This window comes from Flavobacterium sp. LC2016-12, assembly GCF_015351595.1.
In the GTDB taxonomy this organism is placed as follows: domain Bacteria; phylum Bacteroidota; class Bacteroidia; order Flavobacteriales; family Flavobacteriaceae; genus Flavobacterium.
In genome coordinates this window covers 504,132-526,523 of the sequence record NZ_JADKPT010000002.1, presented here as the reverse complement: position 1 = coordinate 526,523, position 22,392 = coordinate 504,132, and the positions used below count along the sequence as shown (strand labels likewise).

The 22,392-nt window shown below is 35.9% G+C and carries 18 protein-coding genes; 7 read left to right on the top strand and 11 right to left on the bottom strand.

Annotated features, from left to right (window positions below; genetic code table 11):
- A partial coding sequence (locus IRZ99_RS06655; protein ID WP_194656505.1) for a T9SS type B sorting domain-containing protein occupies nt 1-1,783 on the top strand: 1,783 nt, incomplete at its 5' end.
- 33 nt (nt 1,784-1,816) lie between these two features.
- On the top strand, nt 1,817-2,794 hold the full coding sequence (locus tag IRZ99_RS06650; protein ID WP_194656504.1) for a type IX secretion system membrane protein PorP/SprF: 978 nt from the start codon (nt 1,817-1,819) through the stop codon (nt 2,792-2,794).
- Between the two features lie 69 nt (nt 2,795-2,863).
- On the opposite strand, the gene IRZ99_RS06645 is transcribed toward IRZ99_RS06650, so the two are convergent.
- The 4 genes from IRZ99_RS06645 to IRZ99_RS06630 form a co-directional block, all read right to left on the bottom strand.
- A complete protein-coding gene (locus IRZ99_RS06645; RefSeq protein ID WP_144216592.1) occupies nt 2,864-3,094 on the bottom strand; it encodes a ferredoxin in 231 nt (76 codons plus the stop codon).
- Entirely contained in the window at nt 3,094-4,335 is a 1,242-nt protein-coding gene (locus tag IRZ99_RS06640) for a peptidase U32 family protein (RefSeq protein ID WP_194656503.1), read from the bottom strand. Before IRZ99_RS06640 ends, IRZ99_RS06645 begins: the two co-directional genes overlap by 1 nt.
- A gap of 125 nt (nt 4,336-4,460) precedes the next feature.
- Complete coding sequence (locus IRZ99_RS06635; protein ID WP_194656502.1) at nt 4,461-5,819, bottom strand: rhodanese-related sulfurtransferase; 1,359 nt, start codon at nt 5,817-5,819, stop codon at nt 4,461-4,463.
- Between the two features lie 129 nt (nt 5,820-5,948).
- Complete coding sequence (locus IRZ99_RS06630) at nt 5,949-6,911, bottom strand: polyphosphate kinase 2 family protein (RefSeq protein ID WP_194656501.1); 963 nt, start codon at nt 6,909-6,911, stop codon at nt 5,949-5,951.
- Between the two features lie 248 nt (nt 6,912-7,159).
- Between IRZ99_RS06630 and IRZ99_RS06625 the strand changes: the two genes are divergently transcribed.
- From IRZ99_RS06625 to IRZ99_RS06615, 3 genes are read left to right on the top strand one after another with little or no spacing between them, the layout of a single operon-like run.
- On the top strand, nt 7,160-8,299 hold the full coding sequence (locus IRZ99_RS06625; protein WP_194656500.1) for an efflux RND transporter periplasmic adaptor subunit: 1,140 nt from the start codon (nt 7,160-7,162) through the stop codon (nt 8,297-8,299).
- A gap of 34 nt (nt 8,300-8,333) precedes the next feature.
- On the top strand, nt 8,334-11,507 hold the full coding sequence (locus IRZ99_RS06620; RefSeq protein WP_194656499.1) for an efflux RND transporter permease subunit: 3,174 nt from the start codon (nt 8,334-8,336) through the stop codon (nt 11,505-11,507).
- Entirely contained in the window at nt 11,497-12,864 is a 1,368-nt protein-coding gene (locus tag IRZ99_RS06615) for an efflux transporter outer membrane subunit (protein WP_194656498.1), read from the top strand. The genes IRZ99_RS06620 and IRZ99_RS06615 overlap by 11 nt, the downstream gene beginning before the upstream one ends.
- Before the next feature lie 135 nt (nt 12,865-12,999).
- Here IRZ99_RS06615 and IRZ99_RS06610 read toward each other — a convergent pair whose 3' ends face one another.
- The 7 genes from IRZ99_RS06610 to IRZ99_RS06580 all read right to left on the bottom strand — a co-directional run bounded on the left by IRZ99_RS06610 (nt 13,000) and on the right by IRZ99_RS06580 (nt 19,872).
- Entirely contained in the window at nt 13,000-13,410 is a 411-nt protein-coding gene (locus IRZ99_RS06610; RefSeq protein WP_026982321.1) for a BrxA/BrxB family bacilliredoxin, read from the bottom strand.
- A gap of 171 nt (nt 13,411-13,581) precedes the next feature.
- Entirely contained in the window at nt 13,582-14,358 is a 777-nt protein-coding gene (locus tag IRZ99_RS06605; RefSeq protein ID WP_194656497.1) for a tetratricopeptide repeat protein, read from the bottom strand.
- Between the two features lie 21 nt (nt 14,359-14,379).
- Nucleotides 14,380-15,546 carry a lycopene cyclase family protein gene (locus IRZ99_RS06600; protein ID WP_194656496.1) on the bottom strand — a complete coding sequence of 389 codons (1,167 nt, stop codon included), beginning with the start codon at nt 15,544-15,546 and terminating at the stop codon, nt 14,380-14,382.
- An 18-nt stretch (nt 15,547-15,564) separates the two neighbouring features.
- A complete protein-coding gene (locus tag IRZ99_RS06595; protein WP_194656495.1) occupies nt 15,565-16,029 on the bottom strand; it encodes a thioredoxin family protein in 465 nt (154 codons plus the stop codon).
- A 37-nt stretch (nt 16,030-16,066) separates the two neighbouring features.
- A complete protein-coding gene (locus tag IRZ99_RS06590; RefSeq protein ID WP_194656494.1) occupies nt 16,067-18,328 on the bottom strand; it encodes a TonB-dependent receptor in 2,262 nt (753 codons plus the stop codon).
- 270 nt (nt 18,329-18,598) lie between these two features.
- A complete protein-coding gene (locus IRZ99_RS06585) occupies nt 18,599-19,507 on the bottom strand; it encodes an NAD(P)/FAD-dependent oxidoreductase (RefSeq protein WP_194656493.1) in 909 nt (302 codons plus the stop codon).
- 11 nt (nt 19,508-19,518) lie between these two features.
- A complete protein-coding gene (locus IRZ99_RS06580; RefSeq protein ID WP_194656492.1) occupies nt 19,519-19,872 on the bottom strand; it encodes a MerC family mercury resistance protein in 354 nt (117 codons plus the stop codon).
- 92 nt (nt 19,873-19,964) lie between these two features.
- Between IRZ99_RS06580 and IRZ99_RS06575 the strand changes: the two genes are divergently transcribed.
- Nucleotides 19,965-20,357 (top strand): Fur family transcriptional regulator, encoded by a 393-nt coding sequence (locus tag IRZ99_RS06575; RefSeq protein WP_194656491.1) that lies wholly within the window; start codon nt 19,965-19,967, stop codon nt 20,355-20,357.
- A 74-nt stretch (nt 20,358-20,431) separates the two neighbouring features.
- Nucleotides 20,432-22,300 carry an Nramp family divalent metal transporter gene (locus IRZ99_RS06570; RefSeq protein ID WP_194656490.1) on the top strand — a complete coding sequence of 623 codons (1,869 nt, stop codon included), beginning with the start codon at nt 20,432-20,434 and terminating at the stop codon, nt 22,298-22,300.
- Nucleotides 22,301-22,392: the final 92 nt, after the last annotated feature.

Below are 22,392 nucleotides of genomic sequence, written 5' to 3'. Positions count from 1 at the left end.
AAGCAATGATGGATGCACTGCGGATCAGGTATTGAACCTGACTGTTGGAACAAAGCCTTCAGATGTTGTAACTACAAAATCAATCTGTGCAGGAGATTCTTACAAATGGATTGATAATGTTACTTATACAACATCGCAAAACGGGATCAGAATCAGCAATGACGGATGTACGGCAGACCAAGTGTTAAACCTTACTGTTGGAACTAAACCTTCAGATGTTGTGACTACACAATCAATCTGTGCGGGAGAATCTTATACGTGGATTGATAACGTTACTTATACAACATCGCAAAACGGAATCAGAATCAGCAACGATGGATGTACTGCGGATCAGGTTTTGAACCTGACTGTTGGAACTAAACCTTTGGATGTTGTAACTACAAAATCAATATGTTCGGGAGATTCTTATACGTGGCCTGTAAATGGCATTATATATTCCGTACCCCAAATAGGAGTTAGAATCAGCAATGACGGATGTACGGCTGATCAGGTATTGAACCTGACTGTTGGAACAAAGCCTTCAGATGTTGTAACAACAGAATCAATCTGTGCAGGAGAATCTTACAAATGGATTGATAATGTTACTTATACAACATCGCAAAACGGAATCAGAATTAGTAATGATGGATGTACTGCTGATCAGGTATTGAACCTTATTGTTGGAACCAAGCCTTCGGATGTTGTAACTACAAAATCAATCTGTGCAGGACAAACCTACACATGGCCAGCAAACGGCATTATATATTCCGTATCTCAGACAGAACTTAGAATCAGCAATGATGGATGTACGGCTGATCAGGTATTGAACCTTATTGTTGCTTTACCATTAAGGGCTTCTGTTATTACTAATAGTGTATTACCTGAATTATGCACCGGAGAAAACAACGGCTCATTTAGTATTGAAATCTCAGGAGGAATCGCTCCTTATAAAGTGAGTTTAAACCAAAGCGATGGTGTGTATGGACAAGTGATCGGAATGGAACATTCTTTTAGCAATATTTCTGCAAGTAAACAAATTGTTTATATCAAAGATGCTTTAGACTGTACTTTTGAATTACAAGTAAATATGCCAGAATCGATTATACTTAATCCTGTTGCTACAGTTAATTATGGATGCTCTGTTAATTCCGTTAAAATTTCAGTTGACGTAAGTACAAATCTTAATGATATAGATTATGCTCTTGATAATGGTAGCTATCAAAAAGATAACCTATTTACAAACTTATCTGCCGGATTACATACCATAGCAGCAAGACATACTAACGGATGTTCAAAATCTACTAAACCTTTTATTATTAAGCATTTTGAACCACTAGAATTATCGCTAACTACTGGAGAACTAAACGAAATTGTAGCCAGTGCTACTGGCGGCGGCGGAGAATACCAATACTCATTTGAAGATCAATCTTTTAGCAAAGATGATAAATTCATCATTTATAAATCTGGAAACTACAAAGTTAGTGTTATTGATAAAAATGGCTGTTCTACTACTGTCACCCAATATTTTGCATACATAGATGTATGTATTCCCAATTATTTCACGCCAAATGGAGATGGTGTTAATGATGAATGGGGACCTGATTGTACGGTAAATTACAAAAATCTAACCTATACAATTATTGATAGATATGGTCGTGAAATAGCAAATTATCATTATGGACAAAAGTGGGACGGAAAATATAATGGAAAAGAATTAACCTCAGGTGATTATTGGTATATCATAAAACTTAATGATCCTAAAGATCACAGAGAATTTGTTGGACACTTTACACTTTACAGGTAACGGCAGTAACGCATGTTATTAAAATAATAAATAATGAAAAAAATCATATTATTAATACTGCTTACAGCAGTTACTTCAAGTTATAGCCAGGAATTAAATCTACCTGTCTTTACTCAATATTTAGCCGATAATCCATTTGTTGTATCACCAACATTTGCGGGTATAGGCGATAATCTACGAATAAGAGCAAATGGTTTAACACAGTGGGTTGGTATCAAAGATGCGCCAGACAATCAATCAATTTATGCTGATATGCGAATTCTGGATCGTTCAGGAATTGGAATTTCTTTGTATAATGATAAAAACGGAAACACCAGACAGACCGGCGCAAAAATTTCATTTGCGCATCATTTAACTTTGGATTATTACTCCAAACAATATTTATCTTTTGGTATTTCATACAATGTCAACACTTTTAAAATTGATATTGACAAGTTTAATTTTGAAACTGGAATTTCTGGAGGCATAGATCCGGGTGTCACAGACAATCGAAAAATTGCTAACAATAATTTTGATATAGGAGCCTTGTATAGAAATAAAGAATTCTATGTGAGTTTGAATGTTGATAATCTTTTAAATAAAAACATTGATAAATTCTATCATGAAGAACCAGTTTTACTGCGCAACTATCAATTATATACTGGGTATATTTTTACAGGAAATACTCAAAATCGAGTTGAATATGAACCTTCGGTTTTTTATCAATACTTTGCCAGTGACAAACGTTCCAGTACCGATTTAAACTTTAAGTATCGTCAATTTAATCGATACGATGATTATTTTTGGATCGGAGTTTCTTATCGTTTTCTTAATGATCAAATTTTACAGCCCAATGCATTGGGTCCAATGGCTGGATTTAAGAAATCTAATTTTTATTTTGGTTATTCTTACCAAGCAACATTAAACCAAATTTCGGCCTATAATTCAGGAACACATGTCATAACGATAGGTCTGGATTTCTTTCAAGGAATAAGTAATTGTCCTTGTACACAAAGCCCTGTTCATTATTAAATCACCAGCAACAGGGCTAAAAAAGTCTATTTTGCCCCCACAAAATAGGCTTTTTTTAATCCATCATTTTTAAGTTTCTTTAACCGTAATAATCTTCACCGGACAAGCTTTCGCCGCCAATTCGCAACTTTCAACAATGGTATGATTGGGAGATTTCAAAGTAAAAAATCCTTTTGCATTCTGCGAATGAAGTAAAACCGATTTTCCGTCTTTTTTTGACATTTGAAAATGAACCGGATCCATTTCGACGCAATAATTGCAGCCGATGCATTTGTCTCTTTGAAGTGTTACGATTACCACTATGCTTCTACAATTTTATATAATTTATCGGAAATTCTGATTCTGAAAGGCAATTTGAATGTACAATCGTCACCTTTTGTTGCTTTCTCGGCAACAATATCACCCACAAACATTTCATCTATAATCATTTCCTGCGCACCGGTACTTGGTCCTGTAACCAAAATTTTATCTCCGATTTTAATATCGTAAGCTTCAATTTTGAATTGTCCCACTTCTGCTTTTGGAAAATAATGGGTTCCTTTTCCAACATAAACTTTCTTTTGAGTTGCTGCAGATCCCGGAATATCACTCCAATCCCCTAATTCTTGTCCAAGATAATAACCTGACCAGAATCCGCGATTGTAAACTGTTTCTAAAGCTTGCATCCAAATTGCAATTTTTTCTTTTGAGAAAGTTCCATCATAGTAGGCATCAATTCCTTCCCGATAGGTTTTGGTTACTGTTGCCACATATTCTGGCGCGCGTCCACGCCCTTCGATTTTTAAAACCTTAATTCCGGAATCTATAACCTGATCTAAAAAATCAAGTGTACATAAATCTTTTGGAGACATCATATATTCGTTGTCGAGTTCGATTTCGAAACCTGTTTCTTGGTCGATAACCGTATATTTTTTTCGGCAGTTTTGTTTGCAAGCGCCACGATTTGCAGATGAATTATGCGAGTGCAAACTCAAATAACATTTCCCCGAAACCGCCATACATAAAGCGCCATGTCCAAAAATTTCAATTTCAACTAAGTTTCCGTTTGGTCCTTTAATCTGTTCTTTTTCGATTTGATCAGTAATCTTTTTAACCTGTCGTAAACTCAATTCTCGGCTTAAAACCATAGTATCGGCAAATAAACTGTAGAATTTTATGGTTTCGGTATTCGTTACATTCAATTGAGTTGAAATATGAATTTCCATTCCAATTGCTCTTGCCACAGCAATTACAGCTTGATCAGAAGCAATTACGGCTGTAATATTGGCTTCTTTCGCTTTTGTCAATAATGTTTTTACGACAGACAAATCGTGATCGTAAATAATTGTGTTTAATGTTAGATAACTTCGAACGTTTTTCGCTTCACAGCGATTCGCAATTTCTTGTAAATCTTCAATTGTAAAATTTACTGTTGAACGCGTACGCATGTTGAGTTGTTCTACCCCAAAGTAAATAGAATCTGCACCATTATCGAGCGCAGCCTGAAGTGACTCAAAGCTCCCTGCGGGAGCCATGAGTTCAATTTTGTTATGAAATGTCATTGTGAATTAATTTTAAAGCTTATACTTTTCTTTTAAAATTAACTTTATGTGGTATTTAAACGTGCTAAAGTTTCGCACTAAATATTTTTAAAAACAACTGTGTATTTGCCGACTTAAATTATATATTATCCTAAAATCTTATATATTTTATCAGACAATCTAATTCTGAAAGGAACTTCAAAAGTAACGATATCACCTATTTTAGCAGTTGAAGTAACTGCTCCATCAACAATCATTTTTTCTAAAACCAATTCCTGATTACCTGTAGTTGGCCCAGAAATTAGAATTTTATCACCAAGGTGCAATTCTTGGTTTTCAATAGTAAATTGTGCAACCTGAGCTTTCACGTAATAATGCTCCGCTTTTCCAAGTAGGACTTTCTTCACTTTTATTTTTTGTCGAATATCGGCTGGTTTTTCAGTCGAAGCCAAAGCAGTATCAGCTAATTCTCCTGAATGTTTGAATTTTAAATTTTCCGATTTTCCTTTTCTAAAAACTTTATTTCCAACCTGTTTTCCCGTTCTCAATCTTACCTGATCAACCAAAGGCATGTGAATAATTTCAAGACATTCTGTAGAACAACAATTTTCCATTGCTGATTTGCATTCATCACATTGAATGAACAACAAATGGCAACCGTCATTTTCACAATTGGTATGATTATCACAAGGTTTTCCACATTGATGGCATTGCGAAATAATATCATCTGTAATTCTTTCACCAAGACGATTATCAAATACAAAGTTTTTTCCGATGAATTTGCTTTCTAAACCTTCAGCTTCAATTTGTTTAGCGTAATTAATAATTCCGCCTTCTAACTGATAAACATTTTTAAAGCCCTGGTGTTTGAAATAAGCACTTGCTTTTTCACAACGAATTCCACCGGTGCAATACATTACCAGTTTTTTATCTTCTTTGTGATTTTGGAGTTGTTCGTTTATGATTGGTAAACTCTCTCTGAAAGTTTCAACATCTGGAGTAATGGCTCCTTTAAAATGCCCTACTTCACTTTCGTAGTGATTTCTAAAATCAACTACAATCGTATTTGGGTCATCCAGAATTTCATTGAATTCTTTGGCTTTCAAGTGAACGCCTATATTAGTAACATCAAAAGTTTCATCGTTCAAACCGTCAGCAACGATTTTATCACGGACTTTAATGGTCAATTTTAAAAAGGAATGATCATCATGTTCTACAGCTTCGTTCAAACGTATGCCTTTCATGAAATCATACACTTCAAGAGTTGCTCTGAAAGCTTCCAAATTTTCTTCCGGAATACTCATTTGAGCATTAATTCCTTCGGTGGCGACATAGATTCGGCCTAAAGCATCGAGCTTATTCCATGCTAAAAATAAATCATCACGAAATTTTTTGGAATCCTGAATTTTGGCATACGCATAGAAAGACAACGTAAGACGTTGTTTACCTGCATCATCGATCATGATAGCTCTTTCTTCTGCGCTTAAAGTGTTGTACAGTTGCATGCTATAAACTAATTTAAGTTGAGAATTTTTTTGAGGTGCAAAAGTAGGGAAAAAGGTTCTAAGTTACAAGGGGTCTGGGGTACTAAGGCTTTTTTTAAAGCGAAGGACTAAAGTTGCCATTTTTTTCCATTAATCTTTTTCATCGAGCAATGCTTGTTTGACCGCATTTAATTCGGCGATTTTTTCTTCGCTTACTTTTGGATATTCTAAATCCATTTCATCTAAAGCATGAATAATTGCCGAAGCAATCGCGATTCTAGCGTAATATTTATTGTCGGCAGGAATAACGTACCACGGAGATTTTTTGGTCGATGTATTTTTGATTAATTCTTCATAAGCGAACATATAATCATTCCAATACCCTCTTTCTTTAGCATCGGCTGCGCTGAATTTCCAGTTTTTATCAGGATTGTCAACTCTTTCAATAAATCTTCTTTTTTGCTCCTCTTTAGAAACATTTAGAAAGAACTTGATAACAACAGTTCCGTTTCTGTTTAGATATTTTTCAAAATTTCGGATATCTTGAAAGCGTTCATCCCAAACATCTTCAGTAATTAATTTTTCAGGAATTTTTTGTCCTTTTAAAATTTGTTCATGTACGCGAACTACCAAAACCTCTTCATAATAAGAACGATTAAAAATTCCGATGCGTCCTCTTTCTGGCAAGTGTTTTTGGCATCGCCATAAATAATCATGATCTAATTCTTCTGAGCTTGGGCCTTTGAAAGAAGATACCTGACAACCCTGGGGATTTATACCAGACATAACATGTTTGATGGCGCCATCTTTTCCCGCGGCGTCCATTGCCTGAAAAATAAGCAGAACCGACCATTTATCCTGAGCATAAAGAGTATCCTGCATCGCTGCCAATGCTTTTACCCCCATTTGCAAAGCTTCTTTAATTGCTGATTTTTCTTCATTGCCAAAATAAGAAGTGGGCCTGCCTTTTAGTGTAAAATCTTTATCGTCACCTACACAATATTGTTCTGAAAACTTCTTGGCTCTATGCAGTAATTCTTTTTTGCTTAGTGCTTTTAGATCGCTTGATTCACTATTCAAATTCTTCGATTTTATTTTATTTTTTTTTGACATAATAGGAGTTTTTACAATTATAAATGGATACATCAAAAAATAAATCCTTACAAAAAGTGTAGTTTGGCGATGTTTTACAGCTTTTAGTCGATTTTATTAACAATTGAATATCAATTAAATATAAATTTAAGAAAAAATGGGAATGAAAAATAATATTTCAAATCTTAATAAAAAAATGTTAACTTAGCTAATGAATTATTTGGTTTTTAGTTAGTTGAGTTTTAATAAAATTTAATAAAAAATTAAAAATGAACAGAATTTACTCTCCAGCAATTTTCTTACTTTTTTTATTATTATCCTGTAAAAAAGAAACTCCACCAGCGCCCAAGCCTCTCGAAATTCAAATCGTAAAAGTGCTGCAACAAGATGTAAATCTTGAATCCGAATTTACTGGTCAGACTTTTGGACAATCTGATATTCAAATTAATCCGCGAGTTGATGGCGTTATTTTGAGTCTTAACTTCAAAGAGGGTGGTTTAGTAACCAAAGGTCAAGTATTATACACAATTGATCCATTACCATTTCAGACTAAGGTTAGTGAAGCAGAAGGCCAACTAGCCGAGATGCAAGCCCGCTTGGCCAAAACCAAATCGGATTACGAAATGATGCAACCATTAGCTAAAATGAATGCTATCAGCCAAAGAGAATTGATAGCCGCCCGATCTGCTTATAATGCTTCTCAAGCCGCTATTAAAGCCGCATCAGCTAATTTAAAAAATTCAAAAATAGAGTTAGGATATAGTAACATTGTTTCTCCGATTTCCGGATTAATCGGAATCTCAAAAGTCAGAGTTGGCGATTATGTCCGTCCAGGCCCTGCATCTGTTTTAAATACCGTTTCAGATTTAGGTGATGTAAGAGTTCGCTTTACTATAAGTGAACAGGAATTCTTGCGCATTTTTAAAGAAATATCAAAGAAAGATTCTGATTTAAAAAATGCCTCAAAAACTATTTCGATCCTACTTTCAGATGGTTCAATTTACCCTGAAAAAGGGAAAGTTAGTTTTGCTGACAGACAAATTGATCCCGCCACCGGTGCTGTAACTTTTGAGGCTGCATTTGCCAACCCACAACAATTAATTCGACCTGGTCAATATGTAAAAGTTCTTATTGTAACTGATGTCCGCAAAGATGCATTGCTTATACCTCAACGCTCTGTTATTGAAATGCAGGGGATTACACAAGTGTATGTATTAGGAAAAGACAATAAAGTGGAAATGAAAGCCATACAACTGGGTCCGGCGTTCAAAGACTCTTACATCGTTACTGATGGACTAACAGCCAATGACAAAATTGCGCTTGGAGGAACTTCTCAATTAAAAAGTGGCAACGTTGTAACGCCGCAAATTAAAGAATGGACTCCAGGGCAAGGACAAGCAGTTAAATAATTCTGTGCTAACTTAATAATTTACAAACATCATTATGGGAGAATTTTTCGTTAGAAGACCAATTGTTGCCATGGTAATCAGTATCATTATTATTATACTTGGATTACTGGCTTTACAGAAAACGCCTGTCGCTCAATATCCTGATATTGTTCCACCTTTAGTAAAAATCACTACTTCATTTACAGGAGCAAATGCCATAAATGTAGAACAAGCTGTAGCCACACCAATCGAACAGAAAGTAAATGGTGTAGAAAACATGCTATACATGAAATCCATCAATACTTCAGACGGAGCGCTGACTGTCGAAGTAACTTTTGATGTAGGAACTGATTTGGATAATGCCAACATGCTTACGCAGAATAAAGAAAAACAAGCAGAACCTTTTTTACCTCAGAGTGTTAAACAACAAGGGGTTTCGATTAAAAAATCTTTATCATTTCCGATGATGATTTTTACGCTTACCTCAACTGATCCTAAATACGATGGCGTTTTTCTAAACAACTATGCCTACATCAACGTTATTGACGCTCTTGCCAGAATAAAAGGTGTTGGAGATTGTATCCTTTTTGCAGGAAGTGAATATTCGATGAGAATATGGCTTCAGCCTGGGAAAATGAGCAGTCTCGGAATCACGGTCGATGAAATCAAAAAGGCATTGAATGATCAGAACATGATTACACCTGGAGGAAAATTTGGTGCTGAACCTGCTCCGATGGGAACAGATTTTACCTATAGCGTAACACTTCAGGATCGATTGGTAACTCAAAAACAATTCTCAGAAATTATAGTAAAAAGCAAAGAAGACGGATCAAAAGTACTTCTTAGTGATATAGCAAGAATTGAATTGGGTACTGAAAATTATAGTTCGACTTCACGCAGAAATGGCAAACCCAGCGCGGCAATCGGAATATTCCAAATGCCTGGAAGTAATGCTTTAGAAGTAGCTGCAAAAGCTAAAGCAACTATGGACGAGATCTCTAAAAGATTCCCTTCCAATGTTGAATATCAGGTTTCACTGGATACTACAACAGCAATTACAGCGGGTGTTGAAGACATTCTTCATACTCTTGTTGAAGCTATTGTTTTAGTTATACTTGTGGTTTTTATCTTTCTTCAAAACTGGCGTGCGACATTAATTCCACTGATAACGGTTCCGGTTTCATTAATTGGGACAATTGCCGTTTTTCCATTATTAGGATTTTCCATCAACACACTTTCGTTATTAGGATTAGTATTAGCAATTGGTATTGTCGTCGATGATGCTATTGTTGTTGTGGAAGCTGTTGTACATCACATTGAACACGGAAAATCTCCAAAGGATGCCACTATACAAGCGATGCGAGAAGTGTCAGGACCTGTAATTGCAATCGCACTTATTTTGATTGCAGTATTCGTTCCTGTAGCAATGACACCTGGAATCACTGGCCGATTTTACCAACAATTTGCCATAACGATTGCCGTCTCGGTCGCCTTCTCTGCTTTTAGTGCCCTATCCTTAAGTCCCGCGCTCTGTGCAATGTTGTTAAAACCCACAAAGCCTGTAGCAGAACAAACTGGATGGCTTGCTAAATTTTTTACAGGATTTAATAGAATTTTCGAAAATGTCACAGGCAGATATATCAAAGGAGCAACATTCTTTGCTAAAAAAGCCATACGTATTATTGTTTTGCTTGCTGTCGTTTTGGTCGCAGTCGTATTCTTAGGCAAGAAAGTGCCGGCAGGATTTATTCCTGAAGAAGATCAGGGATATGTATTGGTAAATGTTAACGCACCTCCTGCTTCATCTTTACAAAGAACTGATGAAGTTACCAGAAAAATTGAGTCGATTTTATCAAAAGAAGAAACACTGGACTGTTACACCACCATTAATGGATATAGTTTATTAACCAGTTCTTATTTACCTGCAAACGCTTTCATCTTTATTTCACTTAAACCTTGGGATGAAAGAACAATGACAGCGAAACAAATAGCCGATAAAATCAACGGTCAATTTGCCAGACAAATTACTAATGCAACCGTAATGGCGTTTGGTCCGCCTGCGATTCAGGGACTTGGAGCATCGGCTGGGTTTAGTTTGATGTTGCAGGATAGAGGCGGGAATACTCCGCAATATCTCGCGCAGCAAACGCAGCTCTTCCTTGCTGAAGCACAAAAACGTCCAGAAATAAAAAGGATTTATACGACTTATAACGCCGGAACACCTCAGGTTAAATTGGAAATTGATAACGACAAAGCCATGAAACTGGGTGTGCCTGTTTCGAAAGTAACAGAAGTATTAGGTACCTTTTTGGGAGGAACTTATGTGAACGATTTCAACCGCTTTGGACGTCAGTACAAAGTATACTTACAGGGAGAAGCCATAGATCGAGTAAAACCGGAAAATCTGAATCTGATTTATGTAAAAAATGATAAAGGCGATATGTTGCCAATATCTACTTTGGTAACTGCAACAAAAGTCTCGGGTCCTGATTTTACAAATCGTCTTAATTTATTCCGATCGGCAGAAATTGGAGGAGCTCCAAACGAAGGTTATAGTAGTGCGCAGGCACTAGATGCTTTGGAAGAAGTAGCAAAAGCAACACTTCCGGCAGATATGAGTTACGATTACATCAACCTTTCGTATCAGGAAAAACATTCTCCGGGAGGAGGAACTGTATTCTTAATGGCATTGGTCTTTGTATTCCTAATTCTTGCCGCACAATACGAAAGCTGGAAATTACCTTTCAGCGTATTACTTGGTGCACCATTTGCGGTTTTCGGAGCCTTTTTAGGATTGTTCCTCGCAAGATTAGGAAGTGATGCCTACGTTAACAATGTATTTGCACAAATTGGTCTGGTTCTGTTAATTGGATTGGTCGCGAAAAATGCCATTTTGATTGTGGAATTTGCCAAAGAAGAATATGAAAAAGGAACACCACTCTATGAAGCGTCTATGACTGCGGCTAAACTTCGTTTCAGACCAATCTTAATGACGGCTTTTGCTTTTATTCTTGGAGTTGTACCGTTGCTAACTGCGACTGGTGCCGGTTCACAGGCGCGTATCGTAATGGGAATGGCCGTATTTAGCGGAATGTTGATTGCCACAGTTCTTGGAGTATTGATTGTTCCGGGATTGTTTGTTATGATTGAAAATATCGGAAAAAAGAAAGATGAGGTTGTAGCAACTGAAATTAGTACGGATTCAAAAACTACAGATCATGATGAATAAAGTAAAAATAGTAATCGTTATTCTTACTCTGGCAGTATTGCCTACAGCTTGTCTCGTAGGACCAAAATATCAAAAGCCAGAAGACCCTCAAGCGGCTAATTTCCGTTACGGACCTGGATATGCTGATACGCTTGCTTCTGTAGTTAACGTAAAATGGTTTGATCTTTTTAATGATGATGTTTTAAAGGGACTCATCAATAAAGGTTTACAAAATAACTACGATCTGAGAATTGCCATGGCCCGCATTGAACAAACGAGAGCAGAATTAGGGTATTCAAAAGCCGACTTCCTGCCTTCAGTTGGATACAGCGCAACAGTAAACAGCAATGAAAAAGCTTTTATGCCTTCAAATGCTTCAGCTACTTTATCCTGGGAATTGGATTTCTGGGGAAAAGTTCGACATGAAAACAGAGCCGTTCAGGATGAATTAATCGCCAGCGAAGAAGGACGAAAAGTAATTCTTTCTAATCTGGTAAGCGATATTGCCACTGCTTATTTTGAACTTCGGAATTTTGATAATCAACTGATTATCACAAACAAAACTCTCGAAACCAGAAGAAAAGCATTTGATATCATCGATTCAAGATTCAAGGCTGGTTATGTTTCTGAAGTAGATAAAATGCAAATAGCACAACAAGTTGCGATTGCTGAAGCAGTTTTGCCATCCATTCAAAGACAGATAACTATTAGAGAAAATACAATTTCAATACTGACAGGACAGGTACCGGGTCCTATAGAACGCGGAAAAACCGTTACTGAACTTGAGGTAGCCAATAACATACCCGTTTCGATCCCTTCTATTCTATTAAGAAACCGACCAGATGTTAGACAGGCTGAAATGTATTATATGGCTTCCAACGAAAGAATTGGCGTAGCGCAGGCAATGCGTTTCCCTTCATTCAATATCGCAGCACTTGCAGGATTTGCAAGTCAGGATGTAAGCAATTTATTTAACGGTTCTTCTTATTTGCAAAATGCAAGTGCTTCCGTAGCCGGACCTATTTTTAATTTTGGAAAAAACAAAAGAAGAGTAGAGATCTACAGACAAATTGCCGAAGAATCGAGACTCTCCTACCAAAAAACCTGTATCATTGCCCTTTCTGAAGTTGAACAATCGTTGCAAAATGTAAAAACCTATAAAGACGAATGGGCTGCAAGAGACAGACAAGTTATTGCCGCAAGAAAAAATTTAGAATTATCTGAAGCCAGATATTACAACGGTTATGTTTCTTATCTTGAAGTTCTTGAAGTACAACGCTCTCTCTTTGACGCCGAATTAAGTCTTTCAGACTTAACCCAAAGCCAATTGGCTTCTATGATTCAGCTTTACAGAGCTTTAGGTGGGGGATGGAATTAAATTAAGGTACAAAGGTTCAGAGTTGCAGAGGTACAAAGGTTTTATAACTGATATTAAAAACAAAAAGCACTATAAAAATAGTGCTTTTTGTTTTTAACCTTTGTACCTCTGTACCTTTGTTTCTTTGAACCTTAATTAGCAGAATTCGTTAAACGCATCTTGCAAATTCTCAGCGATTAATTCAGCTGGACGACCTTCGATGTGGTGACGCTCTAACATGTGAACCAATTCTCCGTTTTTGAACAAAGCCATAGAAGGCGATGATGGAGGAAAAGGAAACATATGTTGTCTTGCAGCATCAACCGCTTCTTTGTCAACACCTGCGAAAACTGTAATTAAGTGATCTGGTTTTTTAGCACCTTCTAAACTCATTTTTGCTCCCGGACGTGCATTTCTAGCAGCACAACCACAAACAGAGTTTACAACAACTAAAGTGGTACCTTCAGCTTTGATAGCATTATCTACAGCGTCAGCACTATGTAAATCTTGAAAACCTGCAGCAGTCAATTCAGCTTGCATTGGTTTTACCATTTCTTCTGGATACATATTGTTTATTTTTAAATTTTACTTTTGATTTTGCAAAGTTACAAAGTTTAAGCGCAACTACTTAATTTGAAGTATAAAGTTTTGTTATAGTTCGATTGGGTTTAGTCGAAAGTTGTAAAGTCATAAAGTCTAAAGTCAAAATGTGACTTAAAAACACCCTATTTATATAGCTTATTTAATAAACTTTTTCTGATACGGATACGTCTCATAAATCGTATTATCTTCATTAATCGAAAATCCTTTTGCAGCATCTTCTTTGGCACTACCTATCAAAGTATTAACTTCTTCTTTTGACTTTCCTAGTTTAAACAAGCAAATTGCTTTATAATATTTTGCATCCGAAAATTCCGGATAGATTTTGAGTGCTTTATCAAAAATTGCAATTGCCTCATCCCATTTTTTCAATTCATACTTAGCGATTGCTTGATAAAAATACGCAGTGGGATGCTCTAATTGCTGTCTGTTTTTGTAAATATCTGTGACATAATCATCAAAAAGTTTTTCAGCCTTTTCATATTCATTCAACTGCAGGTAACAAATTCCAATATAAAAACTATAAGGATGATCCATTCTATATCCGTTTCCATACAATTTTATACATTCTTCCAAATCTACAATGGCGTCTTTATAAGTCTTTGCAAATATGCATTTTATAAAGCCTCTATAAGGTAGCCATTCCTGCTTATTGTAGAAAACCGCTTTATTCAGATACTGCATTCCTACTTCATATTTTTTACATTTGAACCATAAACGTGAAACAGTACTGTCTTTTTTCAAGCCTTGGTCAAGACAGGCTTGCCACTCAGACATTTCAAATCCATAATGATATTTTTGAGCACAATTGGTTAAAAATTCCTCAACAATTGCGTCGTGCGCTTTATTTGTTGATACTTGTGCAAATGAGAAAAGAGTAAATAAGAAACTAATACCGAAAGTAATATTTTTCAAAGGCTTTGTTTATGGTTAAATTTATTTTGAAAGAAAAATCACTCTAAATAAAGCTTTTATAAATGGCATTTTGGGACACTTTAAAATAACTTTAACATCCTGCAATAAACTCGTTTCTTCGTCCAAAAACTTAAAAACTAATGCAGGATTACCTTTTTTAAATAAAGAGGAGAAAACAGGGCTTCCTAATTCGTTATGATGATACAAAATATCCAAAAGCAGTAAATCATAAAACCAGAATCGGTTCTTTTTATGAAAGGATGACATTTTGAACTTTTCGCTTTGAATAAATTCTATTAATGCTGAAGATTTTTTATCCGAATTTCTAAAAGTAAAACCGGTACTTGCCTTTGTCCATCCGCCGGCAGTTCCAATATTTAAAACTCTTTTGGTATTCATTTTCCAAAAAGGATAACAAGTCATCGGGATACTTCCCTGCTCCTTTTTTATAATTTGAAATGTCTCTGCTCCGAGTTTCTGCAAATAAAGCTGAATCTCCTTTTCGTATTCTTCTTTGGGAAGCAAATTCTCCGAAAATAAGGTATATTCGACCAAAGCTTCTGTTTTCGAAGTGGGCAAAACATACATAAAACGCGTATTTCCTTTTTGTTCCACCGAAAAATCCATGAAAGTAGCCTGTTCCGGATTGAAAATTTCATTTTCTGATTTCACAAACCAACCCACAAAATGCTGTTGCAAAACCGGATATTTGGTTTGAGTTTGAACAAAAGCTTTCGTATAAATACTATTGAATAAGTAATCACAGGTATATCTGTTTTCTTCGGTTCCCACAAAAACATGGGTTTCCAATTCATTGATATCGGTTACTTTTTCATTTAAAAAAGTAATATTTGATTCTTTAGAAATGGCTTCAAAAACAAAATTGTAAAAATCTATTCCCCGAATTTGATTGTATTGATAAGGTTTCAGCTCCAAATCTCTTTTGAATTCTTCATTCGCAAACAAAGCCGAATTCCATTTTTTGGATATAATCGAATCCCACATTGTTTCCTTCTCTGTCCAAAAACACCAGGTTCTGTCATTGCTTTTCTTTTGACTTTCATCTAATAACAAAATCGACTTGTCATTGAATTTTCCAGACAAAACCATTTTATAAACGGTCATCAAAGTCGACAAACCTGTTCCTGTAAATATGTAGTTGAAATGTTTTATTTGCGAAGAATTCATTCTCAAAAATAAGGAATTTTATTCTTTCAATTTTTCTAAAAGCAGTTTAAAATCTTTTGGGCTGAGGTAATTGTTATACTGTAGTATGATTTCATTTTTCTCATTCAAAACACACAAAACCGGATATACAATTTGATTGTTCATCGTTCCGAGTTGCAAAGCCAGTTCATGAACACCAACGTTATTGCCTGTTGGCTGGTATTTAAATGTTTGATTATTAAATGAAATATCCTTTTTCTCCTCTGCATTAAAATCAATAAAATAGAAATCTGAATTTAAACTTTGGATAATTTCCTGCTTTTTAAAAGTCGTGCTTTTCATTTTTTGACAATATTGGCACCAATCGGTATGTATAAAAACTATAATTTTCTTCTTTTGAATCAATTGTAAACTATCGATCGCCTCAAAAGATCTGCTTTGAAGTTGACAGAATCCATTTGAAGTAATTCCAAAAAAGAAGATAAGTATTGCTAGCTTTTTCATTTCGTTATTTTTTGCCACAGATGCCACAGATTAAACTTTATCTCAAAGTATATCGCAATCCAAAAAACCCGCGAATTGACTGATTTTGCCCGTAAACATAAGTTGTATCAAAAGTCAAACCGTATGGATTATCCGGTGTTACCAATACTTTTCCGGCCGAATCGTATTGGACATTTTTATCAAAAGGATCATTTGCTCTTGAAATCAAAAATGGATTTTTCTGCATTGGCGTGAAATTCAAAAGGTTCTTGATTCCTCCATAAAGTTCAAAATTCTTCCATCCAGAATACGTAAACTGAATATTCTGAATACTATACCAAGGCGAGTTTGGATCTCTAGGATCTAAATCGCTCAGTAAAGGCAACTTCATCGGACTGTAAACATTTCCGGTATAATCCAACAATAAATTTAAGGATTCTATTTTATACGAAACGCTCCAGGTTGCCGTAAAATTCTCGGTTAAAAAAGGTCGTTCTGAAACCCCGTTTTCCACATTTTTATTGTCTAAAACAGTAGCTCCCAAAATCATCTTTAATCCCGAAGGAAAATTAACATCCACATTCGTACTGATTCCCTGACTTATAGCGTAACCGTTGATATTGTCGTAAATGATTTTATTCGGATCGGTTTCGTAATCAGATATGATTTTATTACTGAAACGGGTATAAAAAGCCGTTGTTTCAATTCCGATAAAAGTGCCGTTTCCGAAATTTATTTTTTGAATGTAATTCAGATTCGCATTTACAGATTGTTCCGGTTTCAAATCATTCTGAATCACAACATCTCTCGAACCAGTTAATGCTGCGTGATCTTCGGTAAATAAATTCACAACACGAAAACCCGTTCCGGCATTCAATCTGAAAATCGTGTTTTCATTTTTCTTCCAGCGATATGCTACTCTTGGCGTATAAATCGATCCATGAATTGAGTTATAATCGTATCGCATTCCCAATAAAACCTGACTTTTCGGCGAAAGCGTGATTTCATCCTGAACAAAAATTCCGGGTAACCAGGTACTTTCTGCTTCTTTTGTTGCCGTTGTATTGTCATCGTAATAAGAATAGCGATTGGCAATTCCGGCAAGCAAATCGTTTCTTCCCAACTTTTTATCCCAGGTCAATTGCAAAAAACCAATTTTCTGATTCGCGATATACGATGTTGTTCCGTAACGACTGTCCTGATAATGCACATTTCCGGAGAACGAAAGCATCAGTTTTTCTTCAAATGGCAATTGATAACTTCCTATTAATTCGCCTCTTTTGGTATAAATACTTTCGCCGTAAATTTCATCGCCGCCTCGGTATTTTTTCTCCCAGCGCACATCACCGCCCCAGCGATCTTCGTACATTCCACGAGCCGCGATAGTAAAAAGTCGATTTTCATTTCGCAAAAAACTCCATTTATTGAAAACCGAAATCCGTTCAGACAAAGTTACGTCTGTAAAATTGTCTTTGTCTTTATCAACCACTTCATTGTAATTAAAGTAATTGATTCCCAAAAGTGTCATTGATTTTTTGGTGGGACTGAATTTCATTCCTAAATCGACATTGGTTTCTAAATAAGTTGTCGTAAAAACATCAGCAGCAAAAACCGGCGCATTCGTTGGGTTTTTAGTGATAATATTGATCAGACCGCCAACGGCTTCACTTCCGTACAAAGACGAAGCCGGACCTTTTACGATTTCAATTCGCTCTACCAACGAATTCGGAATTCCCGATAAACCATAAACCGTCGAAAGACTGCTCACGATTGGCATTCCGTCAATTAAAACCAAAGTATAAGGACCTTCCAAACCATTGATATGAATATCGCCCGTATTGCAGACACCACAATTAAGCTGTGGCCGAACACCGTTGATGTTTTGTAGTGCTTCATAAATGCTCGGAGTTGGATTCTTCTTAAAGAAAACCGGCGAATAAACCTCAACCGGAACAGCACTTTCTAACCTTTTGACTGCTTTTAAAGTTCCTGAAACCACCACTTCGTTAAGTTGATTTTCATTATCGGTCAGTTCAAAATCATAAGATTGAATAGAATCTTTTATCACTTGAATTTTCCTTTTTAAAGTTTGAAAACCCATTTGAGAAATCTGAATAGTATGATTTCCTATCGCAACATTTTCTAAAGAATAATATCCCAAACTATCCGTAACTGTTTTTTGTTTAGTACCTAGTAAATGTACGTTCGCGGCTTGTATTTTATTTCCTTCGCCAGTTACAAAACCAGAAATGGTAGTGGTTTCCTGCGCAAAAGAAAATTGTAAAGTAAACAGAATCAATATTACTATTGAGTTTTTCATTATTATAAAATTAAATTTAGACAAAACTAAAAATTAAATTTGACAAACAATGATTCTGAAACTGAAATTTTTAATTCAATTTAAATCAATATGTTATAATTTTGTTTAAACACATAGAAACATAGTATTTTGTTTGAGATTGAAGATTAATTTAAAAAGCTAGCTTTCACACATAGTCCCGAAGCTTCGGGATGTTTACATGCAAGTGAAACGCCTTTTAACGACTACAAAAACTATGTTTCTATGTGTTTAAAAATATCGACCAGAATATCAACTAAACCTTTCATCAATAAGTTCTTTATTAATAGAAGCGCCGGCGAAGGATCCCGAAGAAACCGCCATTGCCACAGATCTTGCCTGAATAACACAATCCCCGCTTGCATAAACTCCAGGAAGAGTTGTTTTCTGCATTATATCGACTTTAATTAAACCTTGTTCAGTAATTTCACAACCTAAATCTGAAGGTAAAGCGCAATGCTGTTCAAAAGGTGGTCTGAAATAAATCGCTTTTACTGTTGTTTTTGATTGGTTTTTGAAGATTACTTGCTGGATATTTCCGTTTTCATGCTCCAAGGACTCAATTTCGTCTTCAATGATTTCGATTTGATGCTGTTGAAGAATTTCCTTTTGCTCCATTGTTAAATTTGATTTTCCATTGGTCAGCAATCTTAAATCTTTGGTCCAATTCGAAATCAGTTTTGCATATTCAAAAGCCATTTCTCCGTTGGCGATGATAGCCGTTTTCTTTGTTTTCATTTCATATCCGTGACAGTATGGACAGTGCAAGACCGAAATGCCCCAACATTCAGCCAAACCTTCGATTTTTGGAAGCAAATCTTTTACTCCTGTTGCAAATAACACTTTTTTAGAAGTGAAAGTTTCTCCTGAATCTGTTTTGATCTCGAAACCGTCTTTTGTTTTTGTTGCTTGAACAGCAAGTCCTCTGTAAAACTGAACAGTTTTATAAAAATCTACTTGTAATTTAGCTTTCGCCGAAATGACAGCAGGCACTTCCCCATCTTGTGTAATGAAATTATGCGAATGTGGCGTTTGTCTGTTACAAGGCAAACCGCTGTCAATAACCAAAACCTTACGTAAAGAACGCCCTAAACTCATTGCCGCCGAAAGACCGCTGTAACTTCCGCCTACAATAATCACTTCAAAATGTTTCTGTTCCATAACGCTATCTTTTAATGATTTTTACTTTTGTGTGTTTTGTAATTCAGCAAATGCCCGATGATCATTCCGATTCCGCCAATGAAAATCAGATCAAGATGAATATCCAGAATGATTTCGCTTAAAACACTGATCCAAATTAACATCATTGAAACAATCAAAATTGTTGCTATTAATAGTCCTGATTTTTTTATAATTTTAAAGATTGCAAAAAGCCCGATCGTTGCGAAAAGCAAATCAATAAATGGATTGTGACTCATGCCTAAAGGCAGCACAGTCAGAAGCGGAAAAATCAGACAATGCACCAAACAAATCGTCGCGCTTGAAATTCCTAAAATATCGTAAAAAGGTGTTGTAGTTTTCTTCATTTCGTGTACATTTGCTTAATGCAATTTTGTTGCAAATATACATATAAAAATCAAATGCAACATTGTTGCGTTATTATTTTTTATTAAAAAAAATGAAAACAACGAGAAACACCACAGCAAAAACGGCCGTTTTAGAGATTTTTGGAAAATCTAAAACCGCGCTTTCACATACAGAAATTTACAAACAAATCGAAACTTTATGCGATCGCGTCACCGTTTATAGAATTTTAGATCGCTTGGTTAATGACGATATTGTCCACAAAATTGTTGACCTTGACGGAACCGTTAAATATGCAAAATGTCATCATCATGCACAGCGGGTTCACATTCACAATCACGCTCACTTCAGTTGTGAAAAGTGTCTTGAAATAACTTGTCTTGAAAATGTAAAGCCGAGTTATATCATTCCGCACAATTATAAAGTGAACGATATAAACTTTACGTTGTCAGGATTATGTCCCAATTGTTCCAATTCTAACATTTAAGATTTAGACTCGTCTAAAAATATTGTTGCGCGAATGTAATTTTTATATACATTTGTTAAAACAACATTTTTAAAATGACCAAATCTTTAGAAGAAGTTAACCAATCGGTTGCAACAGAGCATAAAAAGACAGGATTCCGCAAAATATTAGCCTTTTTAGGTCCCGCATACTTAGTAAGTGTTGGTTATATGGATCCCGGAAACTGGGCAACAGATATTGCCGGCGGAAGCCAGTTTGGCTACACTTTAGTGTGGGTTTTGTTAATGAGTAACTTAATGGCTTTGTTACTGCAAAGTTTAAGTGCCCGTCTTGGAATCGTAACACAGCGCGACCTTGCACAGGCTTCCAGAGAAACCTATTCTAAATTCATCAACTACATTTTATACTTTTTGGCAGAAATTGCCATTGCGGCCTGCGATTTGGCCGAAGTTTTAGGAATGGCAATTGGAATCAATCTTTTATTTGACATTCCGCTCATGGAAGGCGTTTTAATTACCGTTTTAGATACTTTCCTTTTATTATTTCTAATCAATAAAGGAATTCGAAAAATGGAGGCCTTTATAATTGCTTTGGTTGCTATTATTGGGTTTTCTTTTATTTTCGAAATGATTTTTGCCGAACCGGAAGTTTCAAAAATCATAGCAGGTTTAGTTCCTTCAATTCCAAATTCGGCCGCTTTATATATTGCGATCGGAATTATTGGAGCGACTGTAATGCCACACAACCTTTATCTGCATTCTTCTTTGGTGCAAACCAGAAAATTTGACCGGAGTCCTGCCGGAATCAAACAAGCCTTAAAATACAATTTGATTGACTCAACGATTGCGCTGAACCTTGCGTTCTTTGTAAACGCAGCAATTTTAATCTTAGCCGCTGCTACCTTTCATAAAAATGGAATGTTTGAAGTTGCTGAAATTCAGGACGCGCATAAATTCCTGGAACCATTATTAGGAACCAAATGGGCACCTATTCTCTTTGCCGTTGCCTTAATTGCCGCTGGACAAAGCTCAACCGTAACCGGAACCTTGGCTGGGCAAATTGTAATGGAAGGTTATCTTCATTTACGCATTCAGCCTTGGGTTCGCCGTATCATTACGCGTTTAATTGCCATTGTTCCCGCCTTAATCGTGATTTATATTTACGGGGAAAGCGTCACGGGGAAACTACTGATTCTAAGTCAGGTTATTTTGAGTCTTCAATTGGGTTTTGCTATTATCCCGCTGATACATTTTGTGAGCGATAAATCGAAAATGAACGGTTTTCATATTTCAAAACTAACTCAGGTTGTTTCCTGGATTATTGCTTCCATCATTGTTTCGCTGAATGCCAAGTTGGTTTATGATGAAATAACTTCGTGGCTCGAAAGCGCTAGTAACCCAATGATACTATGGTTTACGGTTATTCCGCTTGCATTCGGGTTTCTGGCTTTACTGCTTTATATCATTGCAAAACCTTTTATAGTAAAAGCTCAGGCAAAATTTGTGAACCATTCTCCACACAATTTGAAACTGCAATTTTCTCCAAAAGAAAGCCAGAGCTATAAAAACATCGCAATCTCTGTAGATTTCTCCAAAGCGGATGAATCTGCCTTGAACAGGGCTTTTGAATTAGGAGGACTTGACACGCAATATACTTTAATTCACATTGTAGAAACCGTTGGTGCCTTAATGTATGGAGGCCATGTTGATGATCATGAAACCACGATCGATGAGAAATTATTGTTAGAGTACAAAGAAATGCTTTCGCAGAAGGGCTTCAGCATCAAAACCGAACTTGGTTTTGGAAAACCTAACAGCGTGATTCCGAAAATCATAAACGAAGGAAATTTTGATATTTTAGTCATGGGAACGCACGGCCACACCGGATTAAAAGACATTTTATTTGGTACCACCGTAGACAAATTGAGACATAAAATTTCGATACCTTTGTTAATTGTTAAATAAATTAGGCACAAAGGTCCAGAGTTGCAAAGGGACAAAGGTTTTTTTACTTTGAACCTCTGTCCCTTTGAACCTTTGTGCCTCAAAAAGAGAAA

Coding starts and splice junctions, on each gene's coding strand:
- IRZ99_RS06650 (WP_194656504.1), top strand. CDS start 1,817: ATGAAAAAAATCATATTATTAATACTGCTTACAGCAGTTACTTCAAGT.
- IRZ99_RS06640 (WP_194656503.1), bottom strand. CDS start 4,335: ATGACATTTCATAACAAAATTGAACTCATGGCTCCCGCAGGGAGCTTT.
- IRZ99_RS06635 (WP_194656502.1), bottom strand. CDS start 5,819: ATGCAACTGTACAACACTTTAAGCGCAGAAGAAAGAGCTATCATGATC.
- IRZ99_RS06630 (WP_194656501.1), bottom strand. CDS start 6,911: ATGTCAAAAAAAAATAAAATAAAATCGAAGAATTTGAATAGTGAATCA.
- IRZ99_RS06625 (WP_194656500.1), top strand. CDS start 7,160: ATGAACAGAATTTACTCTCCAGCAATTTTCTTACTTTTTTTATTATTA.
- IRZ99_RS06620 (WP_194656499.1), top strand. CDS start 8,334: ATGGGAGAATTTTTCGTTAGAAGACCAATTGTTGCCATGGTAATCAGT.
- IRZ99_RS06615 (WP_194656498.1), top strand. CDS start 11,497: ATGATGAATAAAGTAAAAATAGTAATCGTTATTCTTACTCTGGCAGTA.
- IRZ99_RS06610 (WP_026982321.1), bottom strand. CDS start 13,410: ATGTATCCAGAAGAAATGGTAAAACCAATGCAAGCTGAATTGACTGCT.
- IRZ99_RS06600 (WP_194656496.1), bottom strand. CDS start 15,546: ATGAATTCTTCGCAAATAAAACATTTCAACTACATATTTACAGGAACA.
- IRZ99_RS06595 (WP_194656495.1), bottom strand. CDS start 16,029: ATGAAAAAGCTAGCAATACTTATCTTCTTTTTTGGAATTACTTCAAAT.
- IRZ99_RS06590 (WP_194656494.1), bottom strand. CDS start 18,328: ATGAAAAACTCAATAGTAATATTGATTCTGTTTACTTTACAATTTTCT.
- IRZ99_RS06585 (WP_194656493.1), bottom strand. CDS start 19,507: ATGGAACAGAAACATTTTGAAGTGATTATTGTAGGCGGAAGTTACAGC.
- IRZ99_RS06580 (WP_194656492.1), bottom strand. CDS start 19,872: ATGAAGAAAACTACAACACCTTTTTACGATATTTTAGGAATTTCAAGC.
- IRZ99_RS06575 (WP_194656491.1), top strand. CDS start 19,965: ATGAAAACAACGAGAAACACCACAGCAAAAACGGCCGTTTTAGAGATT.
- IRZ99_RS06570 (WP_194656490.1), top strand. CDS start 20,432: ATGACCAAATCTTTAGAAGAAGTTAACCAATCGGTTGCAACAGAGCAT.